Origin of the sequence: Pseudoalteromonas sp. HF66, from assembly GCF_011806445.1 — a bacterium.
GTDB lineage: Bacteria > Pseudomonadota > Gammaproteobacteria > Enterobacterales > Alteromonadaceae > Pseudoalteromonas > Pseudoalteromonas apostichopi.
Genome location: NZ_JAATOU010000021.1, coordinates 1 through 20,418 on the forward strand (window position 1 = coordinate 1; position 20,418 = coordinate 20,418).

Below are 20,418 nucleotides of genomic sequence, written 5' to 3' on the forward strand. Positions count from 1 at the left end.
GTAATGCCTGGTGATAACATCAAGATGACTGTAGAACTAATCTGCCCAATCGCGATGGACGAAGGTTTACGCTTCGCAATCCGTGAAGGTGGCCGTACAGTTGGTGCTGGTGTTGTTGCAACTATCGTTGAGTAATATCAACAGATAGAGCTTCACAGCTTATAAAAAGGTCGCCTAGGCGGCCTTTTTTAATGCCTGTAAGAAAGCTGGAAGCTTTTAGTAGCTTAGAGTGAAAGACTAATCTGCCGCCTTCAAACTCCCAATGGACGAAGGTTTACGCTTCGCTATCCGTGAAGGTGGTCGTACAGTTGGAGCTGGTGTTGTTGCAACTATCGTTGAGTAATCAACTATAGTAATGCATCAAGCATTAAGAAAAACCCGAGCTTAGTCTCGGGTTTTTTATGGGTGAAGAAAAGCTTAAAGCTTTAAGTAATCTAGAAAAAAGGATAATGAATGATCAAATACCAGTTTAAAGACTGCAAGAAAATACTTTTTCAATAAATAATAATATGGTTATTAACAAAAGCCTTTAACTCTAAACCATTAATAACAATTACATTAAAAAATGCAAGGATTGTGTTGACTAAAGGTTAAGCCTGTCAAGAACAACGATACCTTATATAGCTTGTTGGTTATTTTAGAAAGTAATAATAGCCATAATTTACAGAGCTTTAAATTATATTTTGCTTGGTATTTGACCTAATAGTCTCCATATAAAAGGTAGAGGCAGGTCACGAATATTCCACATTTGGGAATTTTATTGACTTTAAAGTCTTTTTGTTTGATAATATTCCCAATTGGAGAACTTTTAATGCGGTTAGTTGGAAAAGATAAGCTCAGCGCTATTAGAAATGTCAATAATGATATTGATATATGGCTCTCGGCATGGGTTGCAGAGTTAAGCAATGCTAATTGGAGATCTGAAGCTGATTTAATCAATGCATTCCCAAGAGTGAGTTTATTATCGCAACTCAACTCTTATGCATTTCCTATTTTTGGTAATGACCAAATTAGCATTGAGGTTACTTTTTGTTTTATTGGAGGTATTGCTGTGATTCGTGAAGTGGTAGACAAATGAACAAACCACAACCAAAAGTAATTAGGACGCAAGAGCAATATAAGGAATACTTATCTGAAGTAGAAGGGCTGATAATTCAGCGTTTAATTCCTGGCTCTGAAGAGGCTGAGCGTTTGGAGTTATTGACCATTTTAATCGAGAATTATGAATCAACTAATTATGCAATCGAGCCTGTTGACCCTATAGAAGCAATAAAGTTCAGAATGGCTGAGAAAGGCCTAAAACAAGTAGATTTGGCTCCTTATTTTGGAACAAAAAGTCGAGTTTCAGAAGTTTTATCAGGTAAGCGACCTCTTACAGTGCCAATGATTAAAGCTCTTTCAGTTGGTTTAGGTATAGCACCTCAGACGTTACTGGGGTTAGAAAGTGAAGCTAATTATACGGACAAAATCGTTAAAAAAGAGATCAATTGGTCAAAGTTTCCTATAAAAGAAATGCTGTCAAGAGGATGGATTGCTGATTTTGGTCAAAAGTCAAAACAAAGTGTTGAGCAACAAGTTAAGGAATTTATTAGTAGTTTAGGTGAAACTACTGCAACAGCATCATTTAAGAGAACTTTATCTGGAGATGCATATTCGCCAATAACTCATTACAAGTTATACGCTTGGGTTGCATGTGTAATTCAGCGAGCAAGGGGAAAGCAATTAGATAATGTTTTCGATCCTAGTTTAATCGGTAAAGAATTTCTAAGAGAGTTGGCACAGTGCAGCTGGTCTGAATATGGGCCTCTACTAGCTGTCGAGTTTTTAGAGCGGCATGGTATTTGTGTTGTTATTGAACCAGCTCTTCAAGGGACATCTGTTGATGGTGCAGCCCTTAAAGATAGTGATGGTCGCCCTATTATTGGCTTGTCTTTGCGGCAGGATCGGCTAGATAACTTCTGGTTTACGCTTTTACATGAAGTTGTACATATTTGGAAGCATGTAGATCTCGAGAAAACATTTGTTGATGATCTAGAAAACTATAAGGACAGCAAAGATAAGCTTGAAGCAGAGGCTAATAGGATAGCAAGGGACACATTTATTCCAAGAATCGTTTGGAAGAGAAGCGATGCATACTTAAACCCTAGCAAAATTACAATTGATAAGCTTTCCAAAGAATTAAACATTCACCCAGCAATAATTGCGGGTAGGTTGAGACGGGAATCTGGAAAATACAACCAGTTTTCTGATTTAGTTGGTTACGGGGAAGTTAGAAAACACTTTCCTTCTAAAGAATGGTAAATGGTGAATAATATGATTCCTAAGTACGTACCTATATTGAAGGCTAAAAAAGGTGAATTTGATGCTTTTAAGAGTTTGTCTGAAGTTGTAAGAGTGAACACACTACCTATTTTTGAACTCCCGAAACTGACAGAAAGTAAGCTCAAAAACAGAAAATATTCTGAACTGGACAATCCTTATGAGACCTTTATTAATGAATGTGCATCCAATCTTTCTGCTAATGTTGGTGTCAATTCTTTAGGAGTTGATATTCACTCTTGGGCACCAAATTCAACCATTGAAAATGGTGAACACATATTGTCTGTTTTTACCAGCACACTAAATACACTAGGTAAGAATGTTATTCCTGTGATCGGTTATGACCGCTGGGAAGATGATGAATATTCAACAGTACTTAAATTGCTAGCTCGAAGTACATCAAGTTTTATTCTCAGATTAGACTCATACGCTTTTGAAGATATGGTCGAAGATGGTTTATTTGAAGAAAATTTGGAAGATATCATAGATTCGATGGGGCTAGATACTAGGCAGTGTTCAGTTTTGCTTGATTTTGGTGATGTTTCAACTTATTCAATAATAGATATGGAATCGCAAGTAAGTGAAGCTATTGATATTTTAAAAGATTATAACTTCAAGTATCTATCTATTGCTGGTTGCTCAATTACATCTGACATAAATGGTATGGTTTCAGCAATTAACTCAACAGGAGTGGTGATCAGAAAAGAGTATAAAGTATGGAAAACGGTTAAGAGTTTTAACCCATCAGTAAATTTAGTGTTCGGCGATTATGGGATTGCAAATCCAAATGTTGGCGATGATATTATTGCACCAGATGCGAATGGTAAGATCAGATATACAATATCGGATAGCTACTTTGTAGTTAGAGGGTATTCGAGAAGGCAACTTGAAAAAGGTGGTCAAATGCATGGGTTATGTCTAAAACTATTGAGGTCAGGACATTTTCAAGGCTCTAGTTTCAGCTGGGGTGATTTCATGATAGAAACATGCGCAAATTATGGAGAAATTAATGGTAAAGTCTTTGTAGGAAGTACTACAAACTGGGTTTCAATAGATACATCTCACCACATTACTTTTGTAACTAGCGAGGTTCGAGAGTTTGAATATAGTTTAGCTCAAACAAGCAACTTATCTATCTAAACCATTTAGCTAGATAGGCTAGAGCAAGATGGCTGGTAATAAGTATCAAGTTTCATAAATATTTTACCGAAATCTTACGGGGTACTATAAATATCATGGAAATATGCTTATTCAATAGCTGCTCGCAAATTTGCTAGCCTTTTCGTCAGTAGTCATAAACTTACTGATTATTGTGGTTTCTATTAATCTGATATTTTTATCAAGAGAAATTGTTAAGCAAGGAAAGCTTATCAGCAATTTTTCAATATGATTAAGTTACAGGGTCAAAAATATTACAACTTAGCGGGAAAATATTGAACTCAATAATATAAAGCCTGATGCAAATAAATTAAATTGCGTGCCTACTTTATTCGGGTCTGATAGATTAGATATCAGAAGTATGAACCCAAACCATTATGAAATGTTTCATGGTCAAAATCATATCTAAGACTTAATCTAGAACCTTTACCCTCGCAACTCACACCTAGCAACTAGCCCTATTATTTCCCCTAAAACTAAATACTTGCCTTCTTGCACTGCTTGTTCTGTTTCACCATTTCGTCATGAAAAGTCACTTTTTTAGTAACAATGCGTTCTTAGTATTACAGCGCTAATTATCCAAGTGCAGCTTAGTTAGCACTCAAATTCTTAAAATAATGTACTAACGGAACGTAACGATGAAAATTAATAAAATTGCTACTGCAATTGGTTTAACGTTGGCATTGTCAGCCACGGCCAATGCAGGTGTGTTACCAGACAGTCAAAAACAAAATGATTGGTATAGTGCTGCTGAAATAAAATTAACAGAAAAAGAAGCGGCGGCTCAGGCTGAGCAAACGTTTAAAGCTAAAAATGTCATTCTATTTGTTGGTGATGGTATGGGTATTTCAACGCTTACTGCATCGCGTATCATGGCGGGTCAAATGGAAGGTAAGTCGGGCGAAGAAGGCTTATTAAGCTTTGAGGAGTTTCCTTACTCTGCGCAAATCAAAACGTATAACGTTGATGCGCAAACACCTGACTCAGCAGGCACAATGACAGCAATTATTTCAGGCGTTAAAACTGATGTTGGTGTAATTGGTGTAAACGAAAATATCGAGCGTGGCAAGTGTGCAACAGTTGCGGGTAACGAATTAATTACTGCTACAGAGCTTGCGGAAATCAAAGGTCTAGCAACAGGCGTTATTTCAACAGCGCGCATTACACACGCAACACCTGCAGCAACGTATGCAAAATCAGCCGATCGTAACTGGGAAGATGTATCAGACATGCCAGCTGATGCCGTAGAAGCTGGCTGTGAAGACATTGCATCGCAACTCGTTAATTTCGAGAAGAACCTTGAAGCACGCTTCGTAGGAACCGACGTTGATGGTCTTGAGGTGGTGATGGGCGGTGGTCGTCGTCACTTTTTACCGAAAGACGCAGCATTCAACTCAGCTGATGCAGTCAGTGAAGTGGAAGGTGACCGTACGGATGAGCGTGATCTAACTGCTGAATGGCAAGAAATGTACCCTGATGGCAAGTACGTGATGGACCAAGCAGGCTTTGATACGCTTAATGCCGATACAAAACGTGTATTCGCATTGTTCAATGAGTCACACATGCAATATGAAGCTGACCGCGCTAACGATGTTGCGGGTGAGCCGTCATTATCTGAAATGACGGGTAAAGCGATTGATATCTTAAAGAGCAATGAAAAAGGCTTTTTCTTAACCGTTGAATCTGGGCGTATTGATCATGCTCACCATGCGGGTAATGCTTACAACGCGCTAAACGATACTGTTGAATTTGCCAAAGCTGTGCAAACAGCTGTAGAAAACACCAATCCAGAAGAAACTCTTATCCTTGTTACCGCTGACCACAGTCATGTATTTACTATCGCAGGTTATCCAAAGCGCGGTAACCCTATCTTAGGCCAAGTAGTTGCAATAGGTAGCGAAGAGCCAAGCCTTGCTGCTGATGGTATGCCTTACACTACAGTGGGTTATGCAAATGGTTTAGGTTTCCGTGATTTAGGCGATGAGACAGATGCAGATGTATCTTATAACGAAGCAGCATTGGCTGGTCGTGTTGATTTAACGGGGGTTGATACAACGACACCTGGTTATCACCAAGAAGCCACTGTGCCATTAGGTTCTGAAACTCATGCGGGTGAAGATATTTCACTTCATGCAAAAGGTCCAGGTGCGCAATTAGCACAAGGCGTTGTGGAGCAAAACGTAATTTTCCACATCATTAACCAAGCTCTAGAACTAATTGAAGAATAATGGCGACGACGATGAAAAAACTAAATTTAATTTCTCTTGCTGTAGTAGTGGCATTATCGGGTTGTTCTGATGACAATGACAACTCACCAAAAACATTAACCGTTGAAAATACATTAGCTGTTGGTTCTGAGCAGTGCGTAAACGGTGGTACAGCAACCCTAACAGGTGCAGATAGCAATGATAATGGTGAGCTAGACTCAGCAGAAGTAACGGATACAAGCGTTGTATGTAATGCACCGGCAACGTCGTTAACAGCATCGCAATTAGCGCCGTTGACTGATAATGAGTGGTTTAAGTCAGCACAAGTTAAAGTCGCTAACAGCGAAGAAAACATTGCTGCAGTTGTAAAAGAGTCAGGTAAAGCGAAAAACGTGATCCTATTCGTGGGTGACGGCATGGGTATTTCAACGGTCACTGCTGCACGTATCATGGCGGGTCAGCTAGAAGGGAAGCTAGGTGAAGAGCATCAGCTTAGCTTTGAAACACTACCATTCTCAGGTTTTGCTAAAACTTATAACGTAGATGCGCAAACACCTGATTCAGCGGGTACGATGACAGCAATGGCATCGGGCGTAAAAACGGATGCTGGCGTTATTGGTGTTGATGAAGACATCGAGCGCGGTAACTGTGCAACGGTTGCAGGTAATGAGCTAGTAACAGCCACTGAGCTTGCTGAGATTGCAGGTAAGTCGACAGGTATTGTTTCTACAGCGCGGATCACTCACGCAACGCCTGCAGCAACATATGCTAAATCGGCTGACCGTAACTGGGAAGACGTATCAGATATGCCAGAAGCTGCAGTCACCGCTGGCTGTGAAGATATTGCATCGCAATTAGTTAACTTTGAAGCAAACCTAGAAGCACGCTACGAAGGCCTAGATGTTGATGGTTTAGAAGTTGTCATGGGCGGCGGTCGTCGTCATTTCTTACCGAAAGACGCAGCTTTTAATTCTGCTGATGCTGTGAGCTCAGTAGAAGGTGACCGTACAGATGGTCGTGACCTAACAGCTGAATGGAAAGCTAAATACCCTGCAGGTCAATATGTGATGGACCAAGCTGGTTTTGATGCAATCGATGCAGATACAACAGAGCGCCTATTTGGTTTATTCAATGAATCACACATGCAATACGAAGCAGACCGCTCGAATGACGTAGCGGGTGAGCCGTCACTTTCTGAAATGACCGCAAAGGCAATTGATATTTTAGATAACAATGCAAATGGCTTTATGTTAACAGTTGAAGCGGGACGTATTGATCATGCCCACCACGCAGGTAATGCCTATAACGCATTGAGCGACACTGTTGAGTTGTCAAAAGCTGTGCAAGTTGCCCTTGATAAGACTAGCATTGAAGACACACTAATCATCGTAACTGCTGACCACAGCCACGTATTTACCATTGCAGGCTATCCAAAACGTGGTAACCCAATTTTAGGTAAAGTAGTACCAGTGGGTAGTGATGAGCCATCACTTGCTGCAGACAATATGCCATACACAACGGTTGGTTATACCAATGGTGGCGGCTTCCGAGATTTAGGCGATGAGACTGATGCTGATGCAGGTTATAACTTTGCGCCAGTAACAGAGCGTGTTGATTTAACTGATGTTGACACAACAACACCAGGCTTCCATCAAGAAGCTGTTGTACCACTAGGCTCAGAAACACATGCAGCAGAAGATGTTGGTGTGTATGCAGTAGGCCCAGGTGCACATTTAGTAACAGGTACTAATGAGCAAAGCCTTATTTTCCATGTTATGGATTATGCCGCTGACCTTGTTAAACAAGCCGATGCTAAATTAGCACAATAATGAGTGCTTGGGAGGCTCTAAGCCTCCCTTACTCAATTAGTTATAAAGTAAACCAAGATAAAAAGAGAATCCCGTGAAAGCAGCCATCTTACTTGCCTCATTACTTAGCCCACTTGCTGTTGCAGGGCAATGCGATATGAACACCGGTTTTACGCAAGCAGACTATAAAGTCACAACAGATATAGTTGCTAATAAGCAGCATACTGAAAACACCTTTACCCTTTGGCGTACGCCTCATCAGGTGGCTAAGCAGAATCCACAGTTTATTGAGCTATGGCAGCAGTTGCGCAATCAACAAATTCGCCCAATTCGTTATTTTCAGAATGCGCAGCGTGGTATTGAATATCAACCATCGGAAGTGCAAGGTGAACAAGATTGGAGTAGCAAATATCAGCTAGTAAGCGATAAATTCCTAGCCTCTATGACGCACCAAAAAAGCGCAGGAGAAGGCTGTGAGCTAACGGATTATTACACACAACAGCAGGGTGATAGCAAAATAGAGTTAAGCTGGCTTGCCAATCAAAAGTTACTCAAAGCAATTCGTATTTCAACACCCAGCTATAGCCGTGAAATTGTTTTAACAGCCAGCCATCACAATCAGCAAAAAGTGCAGGTAGAATTTGCGAAATGGGATAACTATCAAACGACCGATTACGCAGATATCGGTGATAATGAAAGCGACCCGTTTTTAGCTAAAATGATCAACTTAGGGTTTGTTGAGCATGGTGCAAGCGGATTTTATGATGCGCAAGGTAATCAGCTAAAAGGTGATCATGGGCATCATCACTAATTAAATATCGCAATGCCGCTTTTTTAGCGGCATTTTTGTATCTGCAACTCAGCGTTGCTAGCGCTACTCATTGCCCTTTTCAGCTAAGATAAAATTATGTGCTTCAACGAAGTGTTGCAATTATTGTCTGGTTTGATTGGTAAATTTTGCGATTGTTGCTTAAGTTTAACCAAGGAGGAACAGCCATGACAAAAATAAATACAAAACACCCCGCAGGTACTTTCTGCTGGGCAGAGTTATGCGCGAAAGACTGGCTAGCTGCGAAGCAATTTTATACGCAATTATTTGATTGGGATTTTGACGACCAACCAATAGGCGAAGATATGTTTTACACCATGCTGCAAAAGCAAGGTGATGATATTGCCGCTATGTATCAACTGCCAGCAAGTATGAGCGAGATGCCAACCCATTGGTTATTGTACATTGCTGTTGATGATGTTGATCAAAGCACAGAGCGGGCAAAATCATTAGGTGCAACTGTTTTGGCAGGGCCGCATGATGTAATGAAAGCAGGTCGCATGGTGATGCTACAAGAGCCAGGCGGTGCAACATTTGCCTTGTGGCAAGCTGGTGAGCATATCGGGGCTAAACGAGTGCAAGAGCTTAACCTGTCTTACTGGTTTGAACTTGTGTCGAAAGACATGCAAAAAAGTCGCGACTTTTATTGTCAGTTATTTGGATGGCAGTTTGAGGTGAAACCCATGGAGGGCATGGACTACATCTTATTCACCATTGATGAGCAACCGATAGCAGGCATGCTTGAAATGACCAATGAATGGCCAGATGACATTCCACCCCATTGGATGCCGTATTTTGCCGTAGCAGATTGCGATCAGGCGGTTGCCAAAGCAACGCAGCTTAATGGGGTTATTTGTGTGCCAGCGACAGACATCCCAGATGTTGGGCGCTTTAGTGTTATTACCGATCCACAAGGGGCTGTATTTTCAATTCTTAAATCAACCATTGATGAATTAACTTAACATCTTGGTTTTTGTTAATCTGTCCCAAGGTATATATATACCCAAGCCACCTCAAGATGTTGAAACTCGCACCTTGAGGTGGTTTGGATATAGAAAACCCAACTAAGGAGCAGATTGATGACTAAGCATGTGGTGGTTACAGGGGCCAATAAAGGTATTGGCCTTAATTTTTGTAAACAGTATTCAGCCCAAGGTTACCGTGTTACTGCAGTGGTTCGCACGCCAAGCGAAGAGCTCCAAGCACTCGATGTGAAAGTTATTAGCGACATTGATGTATCTAACGCCGGTGATGTTGCAACACTTGCCAATTACTTACACGGCGACAAAATTGATATTTTGATTAATAACGCCGGTATTTTTCATAACGAAACTTTAGCTGACATGGACTTTGCTGCCATCGAAAAGCAAATAAGTGTGAACAGTATCGCGCCTATTCGTATTACTCATGCGTTACAGCAAAACTTAGGTATTGATGCAAAAGTGGCGATGATCACATCGCGCATGGGTTCAATTGCTGATAATGGCTCGGGCGGTTACATCGGCTATCGTATGTCAAAAGCCGCGCTTAATGCAGCTAGTGTTAGTTTAGCCCATGAGTTAAAAGATAAAAAAATTGCCGTAGGGTTATTCCATCCGGGCTTTGTACAAACGCAAATGGTTAATTTTGCAGGAGATATCAGCCCTGAAACTGCTGCAGAGCGGCTCATCAAACGGATTGATGAATTAAATCTTAGCAACACAGGTGGGTTTTGGCATTCAAACGGCGAAACGCTACCTTGGTAATTCTTTTTTCTAGGTTTTTATAACTCGGCTAGTTAGCAGCTAAAAAGCTGCTAACGGCTGATAAGTTTCGCTAATTATTGAACTTATAGTTTGCTATACTCGTACAATTAAAAGTCATTTTGATGTAGAGAGCAGCACATGGAATTAGAGCAAAATAGCGATTTAACCCTTCCTCTTTTTTATTTCGATGAAAATCTTCATAGCCGTGACATCGAGTCTCCAGATTTACTATTGCATGTAACGCTAAGCGAAGAGTTACTCGCACAGCTTTGCCAAAACCCAGCTGTTGATAGCAGTGTCGCAATTGCTATTAATGAATACCGTCTTGAAGTGTTAAATGATGACTATCAAGCATTGAATGATGGCGAGCACGATGCGCAACTGACTTTAGTTCGTGGGCCACTATTAAGCGCTATGCTTAGCTGCGACAATGACCAAACCTTTGTGTCGCCTCAAGTTGATATGATGCCGACCTTTGATTTAGGTGATGACGTTGAAGATATCGAGGAGGAAGGATGAGAAAACTCCTCACGACCGTATTTGGCCTCATTTTATTAAGTGGCTGTGCTTATCTAGGTGCAGCTCATTACGATGAACTGTTTGGTGAAGAGCAGCCAAGAGAGCGTGTTGTTGCCGCATCAACTTTAGAGGGGGCAGAGTTTTTAAACGATGTAAAACCTGTTCTCGATACTCGTTGTGTTGTTTGTCACGGCTGTTATGACGCACCTTGTCAGCTTAAATTATCTTCAGTTGAAGGAATTGACCGAGGTTTAAGTAAAGAGCTTGTCTATGATGGTACTCGGTTATTAGCGCAAGAGCCAAGCCGCTTACTATTTGATGCGACAAGTACCGCTCAGTGGCGTGAAAAAGGTTTTACCCCAGTACTAAATGAGCGTGCACAAACAGAAGAAGCTAATCTTGCTGGAAGTGTGCTTTACAATGCTTTAGTGCTTAAGCAAAGCAGCCCACTGCCTAAGCAAGCTATTTTAGGCGATGAGTTTGATTTTTCACTCGATCGTGAACAAACATGTACCACGATGAACGAGTTTGACTCATTTGCTAAGGATAATCCTCACAGTGGTATGCCTTATGGTTTGCCTGGTATCTCAAGCGAAGAATTTCAGCACCTTGCTAAATGGCTTAAAAAGGGCGGTTACCTTGCTCATATTGAGCCTCCTGAAGAAGGAGTGCTAAAACAAGTCGAACGCTGGGAAGCTTTCTTAAACCAAGATGGTTTAAAGCATCAACTAGCGGCTCGCTATATCTATGAGCACTGGTATTTAGCACATATTTACTTCCCTGAGCATGGCGATAAACACAGTTATTTTAAGCTAGTACGTTCTTCGACTCCGCCGGGTGAAGAGATTAAATATATTAGTACACGTCGCCCTTATGAAGATCCTAAGGTTGAGCGAGTTTACTACCGATTGATGCATGACCGTTCGACTATCTTAGCGAAAACACATTTACCTTTAGCATTAAATGACGAAAAGCTAGCGCGCATAAACTCGCAATTTATTGAGGCTGATTACCAAGTAAATAAACTACCAAGCTATAAACCAGAAGTCGCATCAAACCCATTTAAAGCGTTTGCTGCAATCCCAGTAAACTCACGCTATCAATTTATGCTTGATGAAGCTGAGCTGATTATTATGGGCTTTATTAAAGGGCCTGTTTGTCGTGGTCAAATTGCGTTAAACGTGATTAACGATCAGTTCTGGGTTGGCTTTGCGAAACCTGAAATGGCGGCGACACCAAAAGTGGGTGAATTGTTGTTACAACATGAAGATGCCTTAGCATTACCAGCTGAAGAAGAAAGTAATGCCTTGCCGATTTCTAGTTGGGTGAAGTATTCAAAACGCCAAAACAAATATTTGTCTGCTAAAGTTGCACTGGCAAATAAAATGTTTGAGAACGGTCAGCACCTAACAACAGATTTACTTTGGCAAGGTGATGGTCATAACCAAAATGCAGCACTTACGGTGTTTCGTCATTTTGATAGCGCCACGGTTGTTAAGGGCTGGATTGGCCAGCAACCAAAGACCGCTTGGATACTTGACTACGCATTATTTGAACGTATTCACTACCTGCTGGTGGCGGGCTTTGATGTGTATGGCAACATTGGTCATCAGTTGTTAACTCGCTTGTATATGGACTTTTTACGTTTAGAGGGTGAAGCAAACTACCTTGCCTTGTTACCAGAAGCTAAGCGTAAAGAAATTAAAGCCCAGTGGTATCGTAAATCACCACCTAGCTTAACGAGCTTCTTTGAAGATGAATTGTCATTTAGTCAACCTACAGGCATTGAATACAAAACCAAGGACCCTCAATCTGAGTTGTTCAATATGCTTAAAGATAAACTGAAGCCCATTTTGAGCCCTCGCTATGACTATACCAAAGTGCCTGAACCATTGGCTAAAATTAACGATCTTCCGGTTAAAGCCGTTAACTTGCTGCCGCAAATTTCATTTGTGTTAGTCAAAGGTAGCGATGATAAACATAAGGCATACACCCTGATCCACCATAATGCTCATTACAATATTTCAAGCTTACTGAACGAAGAGGGTCAGCGTGCTTATGATGAAGATACAGTGACGATTGTGCCTGGATTTATAGGTGATTACCCAGAAGCAATTTGGTATCTACACAACGAACAGCAGATTGCTGCATTTGCAGCTGGGCTTGCAAAAGCAACAGATGAAGCAGCCTACAGAGATCTGAAAAGCGAGTTTGCAATTCGCCGTACGCATCCGCAGTTTTGGCAATATAGTGATATTTTACACCGTGTAGCAAAAGAATATCGTGGCGTCGAGTTTGGTTTGTTTGATTATAATCGATTGGAAAATAGATAAACTTCTGTTGAGTGTCATCTTTAAAGCCCACTTCAAGTGGGCTTTCTTGTATTCTATGAACTACAATTATTTTAAAAAAAATAATGAGTAAAGCACGTTGCAGCTAATCATAGATATTAGAAAACGATATCGCTGGGGATTATTGGCGATTGCTATATTGATCTCTGTATCAGCTATCTTGATACAGAGCCTTTTGTATATCCAAAAGGGTGATGCCAAAGTCATTAATATTGCCGGTAAGCAACGCATGCTGTCACAAAAAATAGCCTTGTATGGCAATGCACTTACCAATCTTGAATCCGAACATTTTCAACAGCAACACCGAAGGCTATTGCAACAATCCGTTGAGCAGTTCATTGCAGGGCATCAATTTTTAATTCAGCAAGATGAGCAAGGTCACTATATTCATTTGAATGAGGCGCTTGAGGCTCATTACTTCTCGCCGCCTACTGCATTAGATGAGCACGTGAAGCGTTATGTTAGTAAAGCGCAGCTATTACTCAACAATACCGATGGTTTTGGCTATGTGGATCGCCCAACATTTGTTAGCAACCAGCTTGAGGCGCTGCTAACTAAACTGGACCAAGCGGTTAAATTACTTGAGCAAAAATCAGTTCAAAAAGTGACATTTTTGGCGGTTTTAGAGTTGTTGTTTTGGCTCACAACCATAGCGTTATTAGTCGCTGAGCTATTTTTCATTTTTAAACCTATGGAGAAACTGATCACTAACAACATTGCTAAGTACAAGGAGCAAAAAGAGTTTGCTGAGCGTGTAAATAAAAATAAAGAGCGTTTTATTGCCCGCACCAGTCACGAGTTTAGAACACCATTGCAAGGATTAACTGCATCAATCGAAGCCCTTGATATTAGCGACAGTCAGCAGCTAACTAAACAGCAGGCGCTTTATTGCGTTAACAGGTTGGTGGCAATGCTAGATGAGTTAAATGACTTACATCAGCTTACCTCGGGAGAATGGCAGTTAAGCTTTACTAGCAGCAATTTGTTATCAACATTAAAGCAAGCTATCTCACCGTTTGGATATGCCTGTAATGATAAAGGTATTACCTTGAGCGTGAATTTAGCTGAGTCACTCAATAAAGAGGTAATCACTGACCATGCTAGGCTGACTCAAATCGTTGCTGAAATTATTAATAATGCCGTTAAATTTACTCCAAGCCAAGGCCGTATTGCCGTAACAGCAGCGTGTCAGGGTGAGCGGTACTTTGTAATGGAAATACAAGATAACGGTAAAGGCTTTGAAAAACCGCCGACAGACTTACTCAGTTACGAAAATGACTTTGAACAACATTTCCAAGGGTTAAAAACTGGGGTGCTACGGGTTATGCACATTGTCAAAGCATTAAAGGGAGAGATCCAATTTCTTAATGCCGAGCCACAAGGTGCGAAGGTGGTGGTGAATTTAGAGCTAGAGTGTGCAACCACACCTGCAATGCCTGAGTCACTTCCGCAATCTTTACATTGTTTAATCGTCGAAGATAACCCACTTAATGCCACTATTTTAGGACGTATAGTAAGTCATTTAAATTACAGTTTTGATGTGGCTGAAAATGGTTTAATCGCCACAGATAAAACGTCAGATAAGCACTATGATTTAATCTTTATGGATTTGAATATGCCGGTTATGGATGGCTTTAAAGCAATTGATATTATTCGCAATGAGCAGGGCCAGCAGGTGCCTATTTTGGTGGTAACTGCCAATACATCAAATGATGATTTGCAACGAGTGTATGAGCTTGGGGCAAACCTGCACGTATACAAACCTATCACCCTAGATTCGGTGCAAAAAGCTCTCAGCATTTTATTTACTGAGAGCTCACAGGGATAACCTAAGTATTAAATTAGTGTGTTACCTTGATGTCGCCAACACCCACTTCTACTTCAATATCGTATTGGCCGTTGCCACGATAGCTTGAGTGCGAGCTAACAACTTTTCGGCTGGTATTACCGTCATTTTTTAAGCCGCGAATTTTGGTGTCGCCCACACCGGTATCAAGCTCTATGTGTTTGTAGTCATCAAGCGCACTATCAATTCTTACCGCGCCCACACCTAGTTCAATATCAACCGAATTACTCGCATCGTTAATTTCGATATCGCCAACACCTAGTTCGACATCAATTGCCATCGATTTAGGCATTTTTACATGCCAGTCTTGTTGAATGTCATCGTTATCTAATTTTAAGTTAAGTGAGCTAGCACTTTGCGAATGGCTTAATTCAATATCTGATAAATCAACATCAGAGCTGAACCAGCTATTGTCATTCTTTGGTTCAATGCGTACCGTAACTACGACTTCGCTGCCGTCATAGCTTTCAACTTCTAAGCTGCCTACCGGAAAATCAATATCAAGCTGGCTTGCGCCATTAATTGCGAAGTTGTGACTTAGTTCGCGTGAATCTTTTGCCATAGCGTATGACGTTGTCAGTGCTAGGCCTATTGCTGCTACACAAAGTAATTTTTTCATAGTCTGTTTCCTGTTGATGACCTTTTATACCTTAGTCGCAGCTGTGTTCAAAAAAGGTTTAAACGAATTTTATTTTTTTATCGAATGCGGTAACGTCAACCTAACGGTAACTTAGAATGAGGATTCAAAGTGCAACAAGTACAGTTGGTTAATGTTAAAGCCAGCCTAAAGGGGCAGGGTAATGACGTTTATTATTTAGATGATCTCAATATCAATGTATCGCCATTGCAGCAATGGGTTTTACTAGGCGCTAATGGCGCGGGAAAATCGGCCGTGGCTGCTGCCATTGCAGGTTTTGCGAAAATAGAGCAAGGCCACTATGAGAATCGCTTTGAGCGAATTGCGTTAGTTTCCCCTGACAGTCAAAAGCAACTCCTCGCAACTGAGCTTACAAAAGATCTAGATGATATTATTGATGGCGTAACTACTTTTAGTACGGTTTATGAGCTTATAATTGCTGGTCGGGACGAACATCAGCTTGATAGCGAGTTGCTTCAGCAGTTAATTAGCCTATTTGATTTTAGTGACAAAGTTAGCAAAGCATTTCGCGATTTATCAACCGGTGAAACCCGCAAACTTATGCTGATTCGAGCATTAATAGGTCGACCAGATTTACTTGTACTTGATGAGCCTTTTGATGGTTTAGATGTCACGGCCATGACTGAGCTCAATCAGTTACTAGCTAAGTTTAGTAAAACAACGACCCTCATTTTTGTGCTCAATCGGTTAACTGAAATACCAGATTTTGTTGATCACTACACCTATGTTAAAGAGGGCCATGTGATTCAGCAATTAGCAAACCCCTCCCCTGAGCAGCGCGATGACTTACTAAAGTTATTACATCTCACTCATACTCAGTTACAGATACCTGAGGCTGATATTGACCATCAAGCGCCTCCGCTCGATGACTCTATGCTGGTAAGACTCAATAACGCAGCAGTGGGCTATGGCGGTGAGGTCGTTTTTGAAAAACTAAACTGGCAAATAAACCAAGGCGAGCATTGGCAGTTAACAGGCAAAAATGGTTCAGGTAAAACCTGTTTGCTGAACCTTATCACTGGTGATAACCCACAGTGTTATAACAATGATATTAAGGTGTTTGGCTATCAGCGCGGAAGTGGTGAGAGCATTTGGCAAATTAAACAGCACATTGGTTATATTTCTAACGCGCTGCATATGGATTATCGGGTCAGTATCTCGGCGCTCAATACGGTAGTTTCGGGCTTTTATGACAGCATTGGTCTTTATCAAAAAGCCACTGATAAACAGCTAACCATTGCTAAAAAGTGGTTGGCTTTATTAGGTTTAAGTGATAAACAAAGCAGCTCATTTAGTCAGTTGTCTTTTGGTGATCAACGCTTGTTGTTAATTGCACGAGCTATGGTTAAGCACCCTAATTTATTGATTCTTGATGAACCTTGCTTAGGTCTCGATGAAGCAAATAGGCAGCGAGTTTTATTACTGATAGAAAAGATCTGCGCTGCAGGTACCAGTACCGTGGTTTATGTTAATCACCACGCGAGTGATAAAATTGTAGGTATCGAAAACTATTTAGAGATGTCTGATTTCACAAAAAAAGCGCCATAAAGCGCTTTTTATATTCGGATTACTTAACTTAGATACGGGTAATGGTAAAACCTTTATCTGTTAGTTGTTTTAACAATCCGTGTTGCTCAGGTAGGTGTAAAGCCCCGACAGCAATAAACAGCTTTTCTTTACCGATGCGAGCAGATAGTTGATTAACCCAATTGTTGTTACGGTCTATCAACATAACTTGCTCACTTAGCTGACCATATTGAGAGTCATCAAAACTTTCGTTGTAAAACTGCGTAAGTGTTTTCATATCGCCCGATTTCCAAGCCTTAATAAGACCAAAAAAGTAGGTATCTACATCAGCAAGTTGGTCGAATGTTTCTTCGATCATTTTGTCATTCATAATTGCTAAGTGTTCAAACATTTCCATTTGGTGTTCTAGGGTTTCTAGCTCACCAACTGATATGTCATGCTGTTTAGCATAAGCAAGTACTTGCTTGTCGATGCCGTACTGATCTGAAAAACCAACACTTTGGAACTCCATTTGCATCATGGTGACCATTACCGCCCACGGTGCTAGGTTTTTAAACATCGCAATATCAATTGATTTATCAGCAAAGTATTTTTGTAATTTAGTGTAGTTTTCTGGCGATAACTCTGACTGTAAGGTTTTACCATTTTTCAGCATCATAAATGGCAATGACCGGCGCTGCATTTCCATGGGGGAAATCACGCTGATATCGACTTCAACGATGACTTTATCTGAGTTATCGAGTGCTTTAGTTACCTTGCTTGGTAATCCTTTCATGCTTTTATCACCAACATGGACAGTACCAAATAAATAAGAAGTAACTCCGTTTTTCTCTACTTTCCATAATCCCGGCTCTGCGAGTACATGTTGGCTGAAACCAAGCAGTAGCAGCATAAAAAACAGGGCATTTATACGCTGGACGAACTTCATAACTTTCCTTTTCATAACGTGGTTATTTTCAATACTAAACTAATTTTTCAGAGGCGTTAAAATAAATCAGCTTAAAGCAAAGAAAATTGCATGTTTTTGATAAAAATTAATCAATCATAGAATAGTGAATAACGAGGTATGAAATTTCGATATATAAAAAATAGTGAAATATAAATCTCGATATTTTCATTTGTTAGATATTTGTTTCTTTAATTTTGCTTTTTAGACTGTTTTTTGAATTGATTTTTATGTTGACTTACAGGCCCTAGCGCGGTACTAATAGAAAAAGGCAGCGGGATGGCTAGATATCCGCTACAAATGAACAAATTTTGGTTACAGATAAATGCTTACAAACAAACTTTCTCTAATTCTAATTAACGTCGTGGTGATTATTATCACCGCGGGGGCTAGTTAGTGCTTAGAGAAAAGTAAAGCATTTAAAAGCCCCCCGCACTTAACAGTTCGGGGGGCTTTTTCGTTTTAAGGTTTGAGTCGCAGCAAATACACAATGTCACTGAGGAATGAGGATTTACGATGACAGGCGCAGAGTTAACAATCGATTTATTAGCTAAACATGGCGTTAAGGATGTTTTTGGTTACCCGGGTGGTGCCATTATGCCTATTTACGACGCTTTGTACGGTGCGCCAGTCAAACATTATTTGACCCGTCATGAACAAGGGGCAGGCTTTGCCGCTGTGGGTTTTGCGCGAAGCACAGGTAAGTTAGGCGTGTGTTTTGCTACTTCCGGCCCTGGGGCGACCAACTTAATCACAGCCCTTGCCGATGCGATGATGGATTCAGTGCCATTACTTGCTATCACAGGTCAAGTACCAACCGCAGCGATAGGCTCCGACGCCTTTCAGGAAGTGGATGTGTTAGGCATGTCGTTATCTTGCACCAAGCATAGTTACATGGTTGAAAGAGCTGAAGATTTAGCCGAAATATTACAAGAAGCCATCCACTTAGCGCAAAGCGGCCGTCCTGGTCCTGTGTTAGTGGATATTCCGAAAGACATCCAAATGGCGCAAGTACCATTTCATCCTTGGTTAGCTGCCGAAGATCACTTACCAAAATTAGACTCAAACCAAGTTGCTATTGCCAATCAAATCTTAAGTGAAGCCCAGCGCCCTGTAGCGTATATCGGTGGTGGTGTACAAGCTGCCAGTGCACAAGATGAATTAATGCAGTTTTTAGAAAAAACACATATGCCTGCAGTATCAACGTTAAAAGCGTTAGGTAGTGTATTACCTGATTATGAATATGACCTAGGAATGCTAGGTATGCATGGTGGTAAAGCGGCTAACTTAGCGGTGCAAGAGTGTGATGTTTTGGTCTGTATTGGTGCCCGCTTTGACGACCGTGTCACTGGAAACTTAAGCAAGTTTGCGGCAAAAGCAAAGGTTATTCACCTTGATATTGATGCCGCAGAGATTGGTAAACGTAAGCCTGTAAAAGCGTCATTAGTGGCAGACTTAAAAACTTCATTACCGCAACTAGAGTGTTTTGTAACTCCAGATGAGTGGCTAACGCACATTGCAAGCATGATGAAAGAGCATGCATGGCGCTATGACTACCCGGGTGAAAAAGTATTCGCACCTTATTTATTGAACCAGCTAAGCCAAAAAATGCCATCAACTGGTGTGGTGTGTTGTGATGTGGGTCAGCATCAAATGTGGGTTGCGCAGCACATGAAATTTAGTCACCCAAGCAATCATTTAAGTAGTGGTGGTGCAGGTACCATGGGCTTTGGTCTACCAGCAGCCATCGGTGCACAAGTTGCTCGCCCAAATGATTTTGTGATCACAGTGTCGGGTGATGGTTCAATCATGATGAACATTCAAGAACTGGCAACGATTCGTCGTAACAATCTGCCAGTTAAAATTTTAATCTTAGATAACCAACGTTTAGGCATGGTACGTCAATGGCAGCAGCTATTTTTTGAAGGTCGTTATTCTGAAACAAACCTTTCAGATAATCCTGATTTTGTGCAGTTAGCAGCAGTGTTTGGTATTCCAGGTCAAACTATCACTAAAGCAGATGAAGTTGATGCTGCGGTTGATGCGTTAGTAACTAGTAAAGGTCCATACATTCTCCATGCCTGTATCGATGATAAAGAAAATGTATGGCCGCTTGTACCGCCTGGTGCAGCCAACGATGAAATGATGACGGAGACAGTAAAATGAAACACACCCTAACGATTGCACTAAAGAATCAAAGTGTCGCTGTAGAGCGCTTTTTACGCGTTGCGCGTCATCGCGGCTTTGACCTAACAACAATGAATTTAGAAATGGCTGATGAAGCGTTTCACGTCACCATGACAGTAGACAGCGATAAGCCGATTTATCTACTAACATCACAGTTGAGTAAATTGGTCGATGTAAAACACGTCAATGTTGAAAACCAATTTCAACAACAAGCAATCTAGTAATAAATCAACAGGTAACTAGAGCAATCAAACTGATGCTTTAGTGAGTAATAAATTAGGAATGAGGAAGTCAGTGGCATGCCACTGCAAAAACTGA

The 20,418-nt window shown here is 40.9% G+C and carries 16 protein-coding genes and 2 pseudogenes; 16 read left to right on the plus strand and 2 right to left on the minus strand.

Annotation, left to right across the window (positions count from 1 at the left end; translation table 11 throughout):
* The 13 genes and pseudogenes from tuf to HCZ11_RS16600 all read left to right on the plus strand — a co-directional run.
* Positions 1-135, plus strand: a pseudogene (tuf, locus tag HCZ11_RS16540) (elongation factor Tu); the annotation flags it as partial.
* 121 nt (positions 136-256) lie between these two features.
* Positions 257-343: pseudogene (locus HCZ11_RS16545) on the plus strand (elongation factor Tu); the annotation flags it as partial.
* Positions 344-760: 417 nt separating this feature from the next.
* Entirely contained in the window at positions 761-1,078 is a 318-nt protein-coding gene (locus HCZ11_RS16550; protein ID WP_167658978.1) for a type II toxin-antitoxin system HigB family toxin, read from the plus strand.
* Positions 1,075-2,301 carry an ImmA/IrrE family metallo-endopeptidase gene (locus tag HCZ11_RS16555; RefSeq protein WP_167658980.1) on the plus strand — a complete coding sequence of 409 codons (1,227 nt, stop codon included), beginning with the start codon at positions 1,075-1,077 and terminating at the stop codon, positions 2,299-2,301. Before HCZ11_RS16550 ends, HCZ11_RS16555 begins: the two co-directional genes overlap by 4 nt.
* Complete coding sequence (locus tag HCZ11_RS16560) at positions 2,302-3,459, plus strand: beta family protein (RefSeq protein ID WP_217702838.1); 1,158 nt, start codon at positions 2,302-2,304, stop codon at positions 3,457-3,459.
* 656 nt (positions 3,460-4,115) lie between these two features.
* On the plus strand, positions 4,116-5,705 hold the full coding sequence (locus tag HCZ11_RS16565) for an alkaline phosphatase (RefSeq protein ID WP_167658982.1): 1,590 nt from the start codon (positions 4,116-4,118) through the stop codon (positions 5,703-5,705).
* 11 nt (positions 5,706-5,716) lie between these two features.
* Positions 5,717-7,513: an alkaline phosphatase gene (locus HCZ11_RS16570; RefSeq protein WP_167658984.1), complete on the plus strand. Its 1,797-nt coding sequence runs from the start codon at positions 5,717-5,719 to the stop codon at positions 7,511-7,513.
* A gap of 73 nt (positions 7,514-7,586) precedes the next feature.
* The gene (locus HCZ11_RS16575) at positions 7,587-8,303 is read left to right on the plus strand and encodes a hypothetical protein (protein ID WP_167658985.1); all 717 of its coding nucleotides are present in this window, start codon (positions 7,587-7,589) and stop codon (positions 8,301-8,303) included.
* 185 nt (positions 8,304-8,488) lie between these two features.
* Positions 8,489-9,283, plus strand: coding sequence for a VOC family protein (locus HCZ11_RS16580; RefSeq protein ID WP_167658987.1), 795 nt, complete (start codon positions 8,489-8,491; stop codon positions 9,281-9,283).
* Positions 9,284-9,400: 117 nt separating this feature from the next.
* Positions 9,401-10,066 (plus strand): SDR family oxidoreductase, encoded by a 666-nt coding sequence (locus tag HCZ11_RS16585; RefSeq protein WP_167658989.1) that lies wholly within the window; start codon positions 9,401-9,403, stop codon positions 10,064-10,066.
* A 138-nt stretch (positions 10,067-10,204) separates the two neighbouring features.
* The gene (locus tag HCZ11_RS16590) at positions 10,205-10,585 is read left to right on the plus strand and encodes a hypothetical protein (RefSeq protein ID WP_130049891.1); all 381 of its coding nucleotides are present in this window, start codon (positions 10,205-10,207) and stop codon (positions 10,583-10,585) included.
* Positions 10,582-12,918, plus strand: a complete 2,337-nt coding sequence (locus HCZ11_RS16595) for a fatty acid cis/trans isomerase (RefSeq protein ID WP_130049890.1) — start codon at positions 10,582-10,584, stop codon at positions 12,916-12,918. The genes HCZ11_RS16590 and HCZ11_RS16595 overlap by 4 nt, the downstream gene beginning before the upstream one ends.
* Positions 12,919-13,015: 97 nt before the next feature.
* The gene (locus HCZ11_RS16600; protein ID WP_167658991.1) at positions 13,016-14,764 is read left to right on the plus strand and encodes a response regulator; all 1,749 of its coding nucleotides are present in this window, start codon (positions 13,016-13,018) and stop codon (positions 14,762-14,764) included.
* Between the two features lie 13 nt (positions 14,765-14,777).
* Here the strand turns inward: HCZ11_RS16600 and HCZ11_RS16605 are convergent, their stop codons facing one another.
* On the minus strand, positions 14,778-15,401 hold the full coding sequence (locus tag HCZ11_RS16605) for a hypothetical protein (RefSeq protein ID WP_130049888.1): 624 nt from the start codon (positions 15,399-15,401) through the stop codon (positions 14,778-14,780).
* Positions 15,402-15,530: 129 nt separating this feature from the next.
* Between HCZ11_RS16605 and HCZ11_RS16610 the strand changes: the two genes are divergently transcribed.
* Positions 15,531-16,988 (plus strand): ATP-binding cassette domain-containing protein, encoded by a 1,458-nt coding sequence (locus HCZ11_RS16610; RefSeq protein WP_167658993.1) that lies wholly within the window; start codon positions 15,531-15,533, stop codon positions 16,986-16,988.
* A 28-nt stretch (positions 16,989-17,016) separates the two neighbouring features.
* On the opposite strand, the gene HCZ11_RS16615 is transcribed toward HCZ11_RS16610, so the two are convergent.
* Positions 17,017-17,895, minus strand: coding sequence for a TraB/GumN family protein (locus HCZ11_RS16615; RefSeq protein WP_130049886.1), 879 nt, complete (start codon positions 17,893-17,895; stop codon positions 17,017-17,019).
* A gap of 534 nt (positions 17,896-18,429) precedes the next feature.
* Between HCZ11_RS16615 and ilvG the strand changes: the two genes are divergently transcribed.
* Positions 18,430-20,079, plus strand: coding sequence for an acetolactate synthase 2 catalytic subunit (gene ilvG / locus HCZ11_RS16620; RefSeq protein ID WP_130049885.1), 1,650 nt, complete (start codon positions 18,430-18,432; stop codon positions 20,077-20,079).
* The gene (gene ilvM / locus HCZ11_RS16625; protein ID WP_167658994.1) at positions 20,076-20,321 is read left to right on the plus strand and encodes an acetolactate synthase 2 small subunit; all 246 of its coding nucleotides are present in this window, start codon (positions 20,076-20,078) and stop codon (positions 20,319-20,321) included. Before ilvG ends, ilvM begins: the two co-directional genes overlap by 4 nt.
* Positions 20,322-20,418: the final 97 nt, after the last annotated feature.

What these genes read in the sequence shown, in the direction of transcription:
- HCZ11_RS16555 (WP_167658980.1), top strand. Translation starts at nt 1,075, where the DNA reads ATGAACAAACCACAACCAAAAGTAATTAGGACGCAAGAGCAATATAAG.
- HCZ11_RS16560 (WP_217702838.1), top strand. Translation starts at nt 2,302, where the DNA reads ATGGTGAATAATATGATTCCTAAGTACGTACCTATATTGAAGGCTAAA.
- HCZ11_RS16565 (WP_167658982.1), top strand. Translation starts at nt 4,116, where the DNA reads ATGAAAATTAATAAAATTGCTACTGCAATTGGTTTAACGTTGGCATTG.
- HCZ11_RS16570 (WP_167658984.1), top strand. Translation starts at nt 5,717, where the DNA reads ATGAAAAAACTAAATTTAATTTCTCTTGCTGTAGTAGTGGCATTATCG.
- HCZ11_RS16580 (WP_167658987.1), top strand. Translation starts at nt 8,489, where the DNA reads ATGACAAAAATAAATACAAAACACCCCGCAGGTACTTTCTGCTGGGCA.
- HCZ11_RS16585 (WP_167658989.1), top strand. Translation starts at nt 9,401, where the DNA reads ATGACTAAGCATGTGGTGGTTACAGGGGCCAATAAAGGTATTGGCCTT.
- HCZ11_RS16590 (WP_130049891.1), top strand. Translation starts at nt 10,205, where the DNA reads ATGGAATTAGAGCAAAATAGCGATTTAACCCTTCCTCTTTTTTATTTC.
- HCZ11_RS16595 (WP_130049890.1), top strand. Translation starts at nt 10,582, where the DNA reads ATGAGAAAACTCCTCACGACCGTATTTGGCCTCATTTTATTAAGTGGC.
- HCZ11_RS16605 (WP_130049888.1), bottom strand. Translation starts at nt 15,401, where the DNA reads ATGAAAAAATTACTTTGTGTAGCAGCAATAGGCCTAGCACTGACAACG.
- HCZ11_RS16615 (WP_130049886.1), bottom strand. Translation starts at nt 17,895, where the DNA reads ATGAAGTTCGTCCAGCGTATAAATGCCCTGTTTTTTATGCTGCTACTG.
- ilvG (WP_130049885.1), top strand. Translation starts at nt 18,430, where the DNA reads ATGACAGGCGCAGAGTTAACAATCGATTTATTAGCTAAACATGGCGTT.
- ilvM (WP_167658994.1), top strand. Translation starts at nt 20,076, where the DNA reads ATGAAACACACCCTAACGATTGCACTAAAGAATCAAAGTGTCGCTGTA.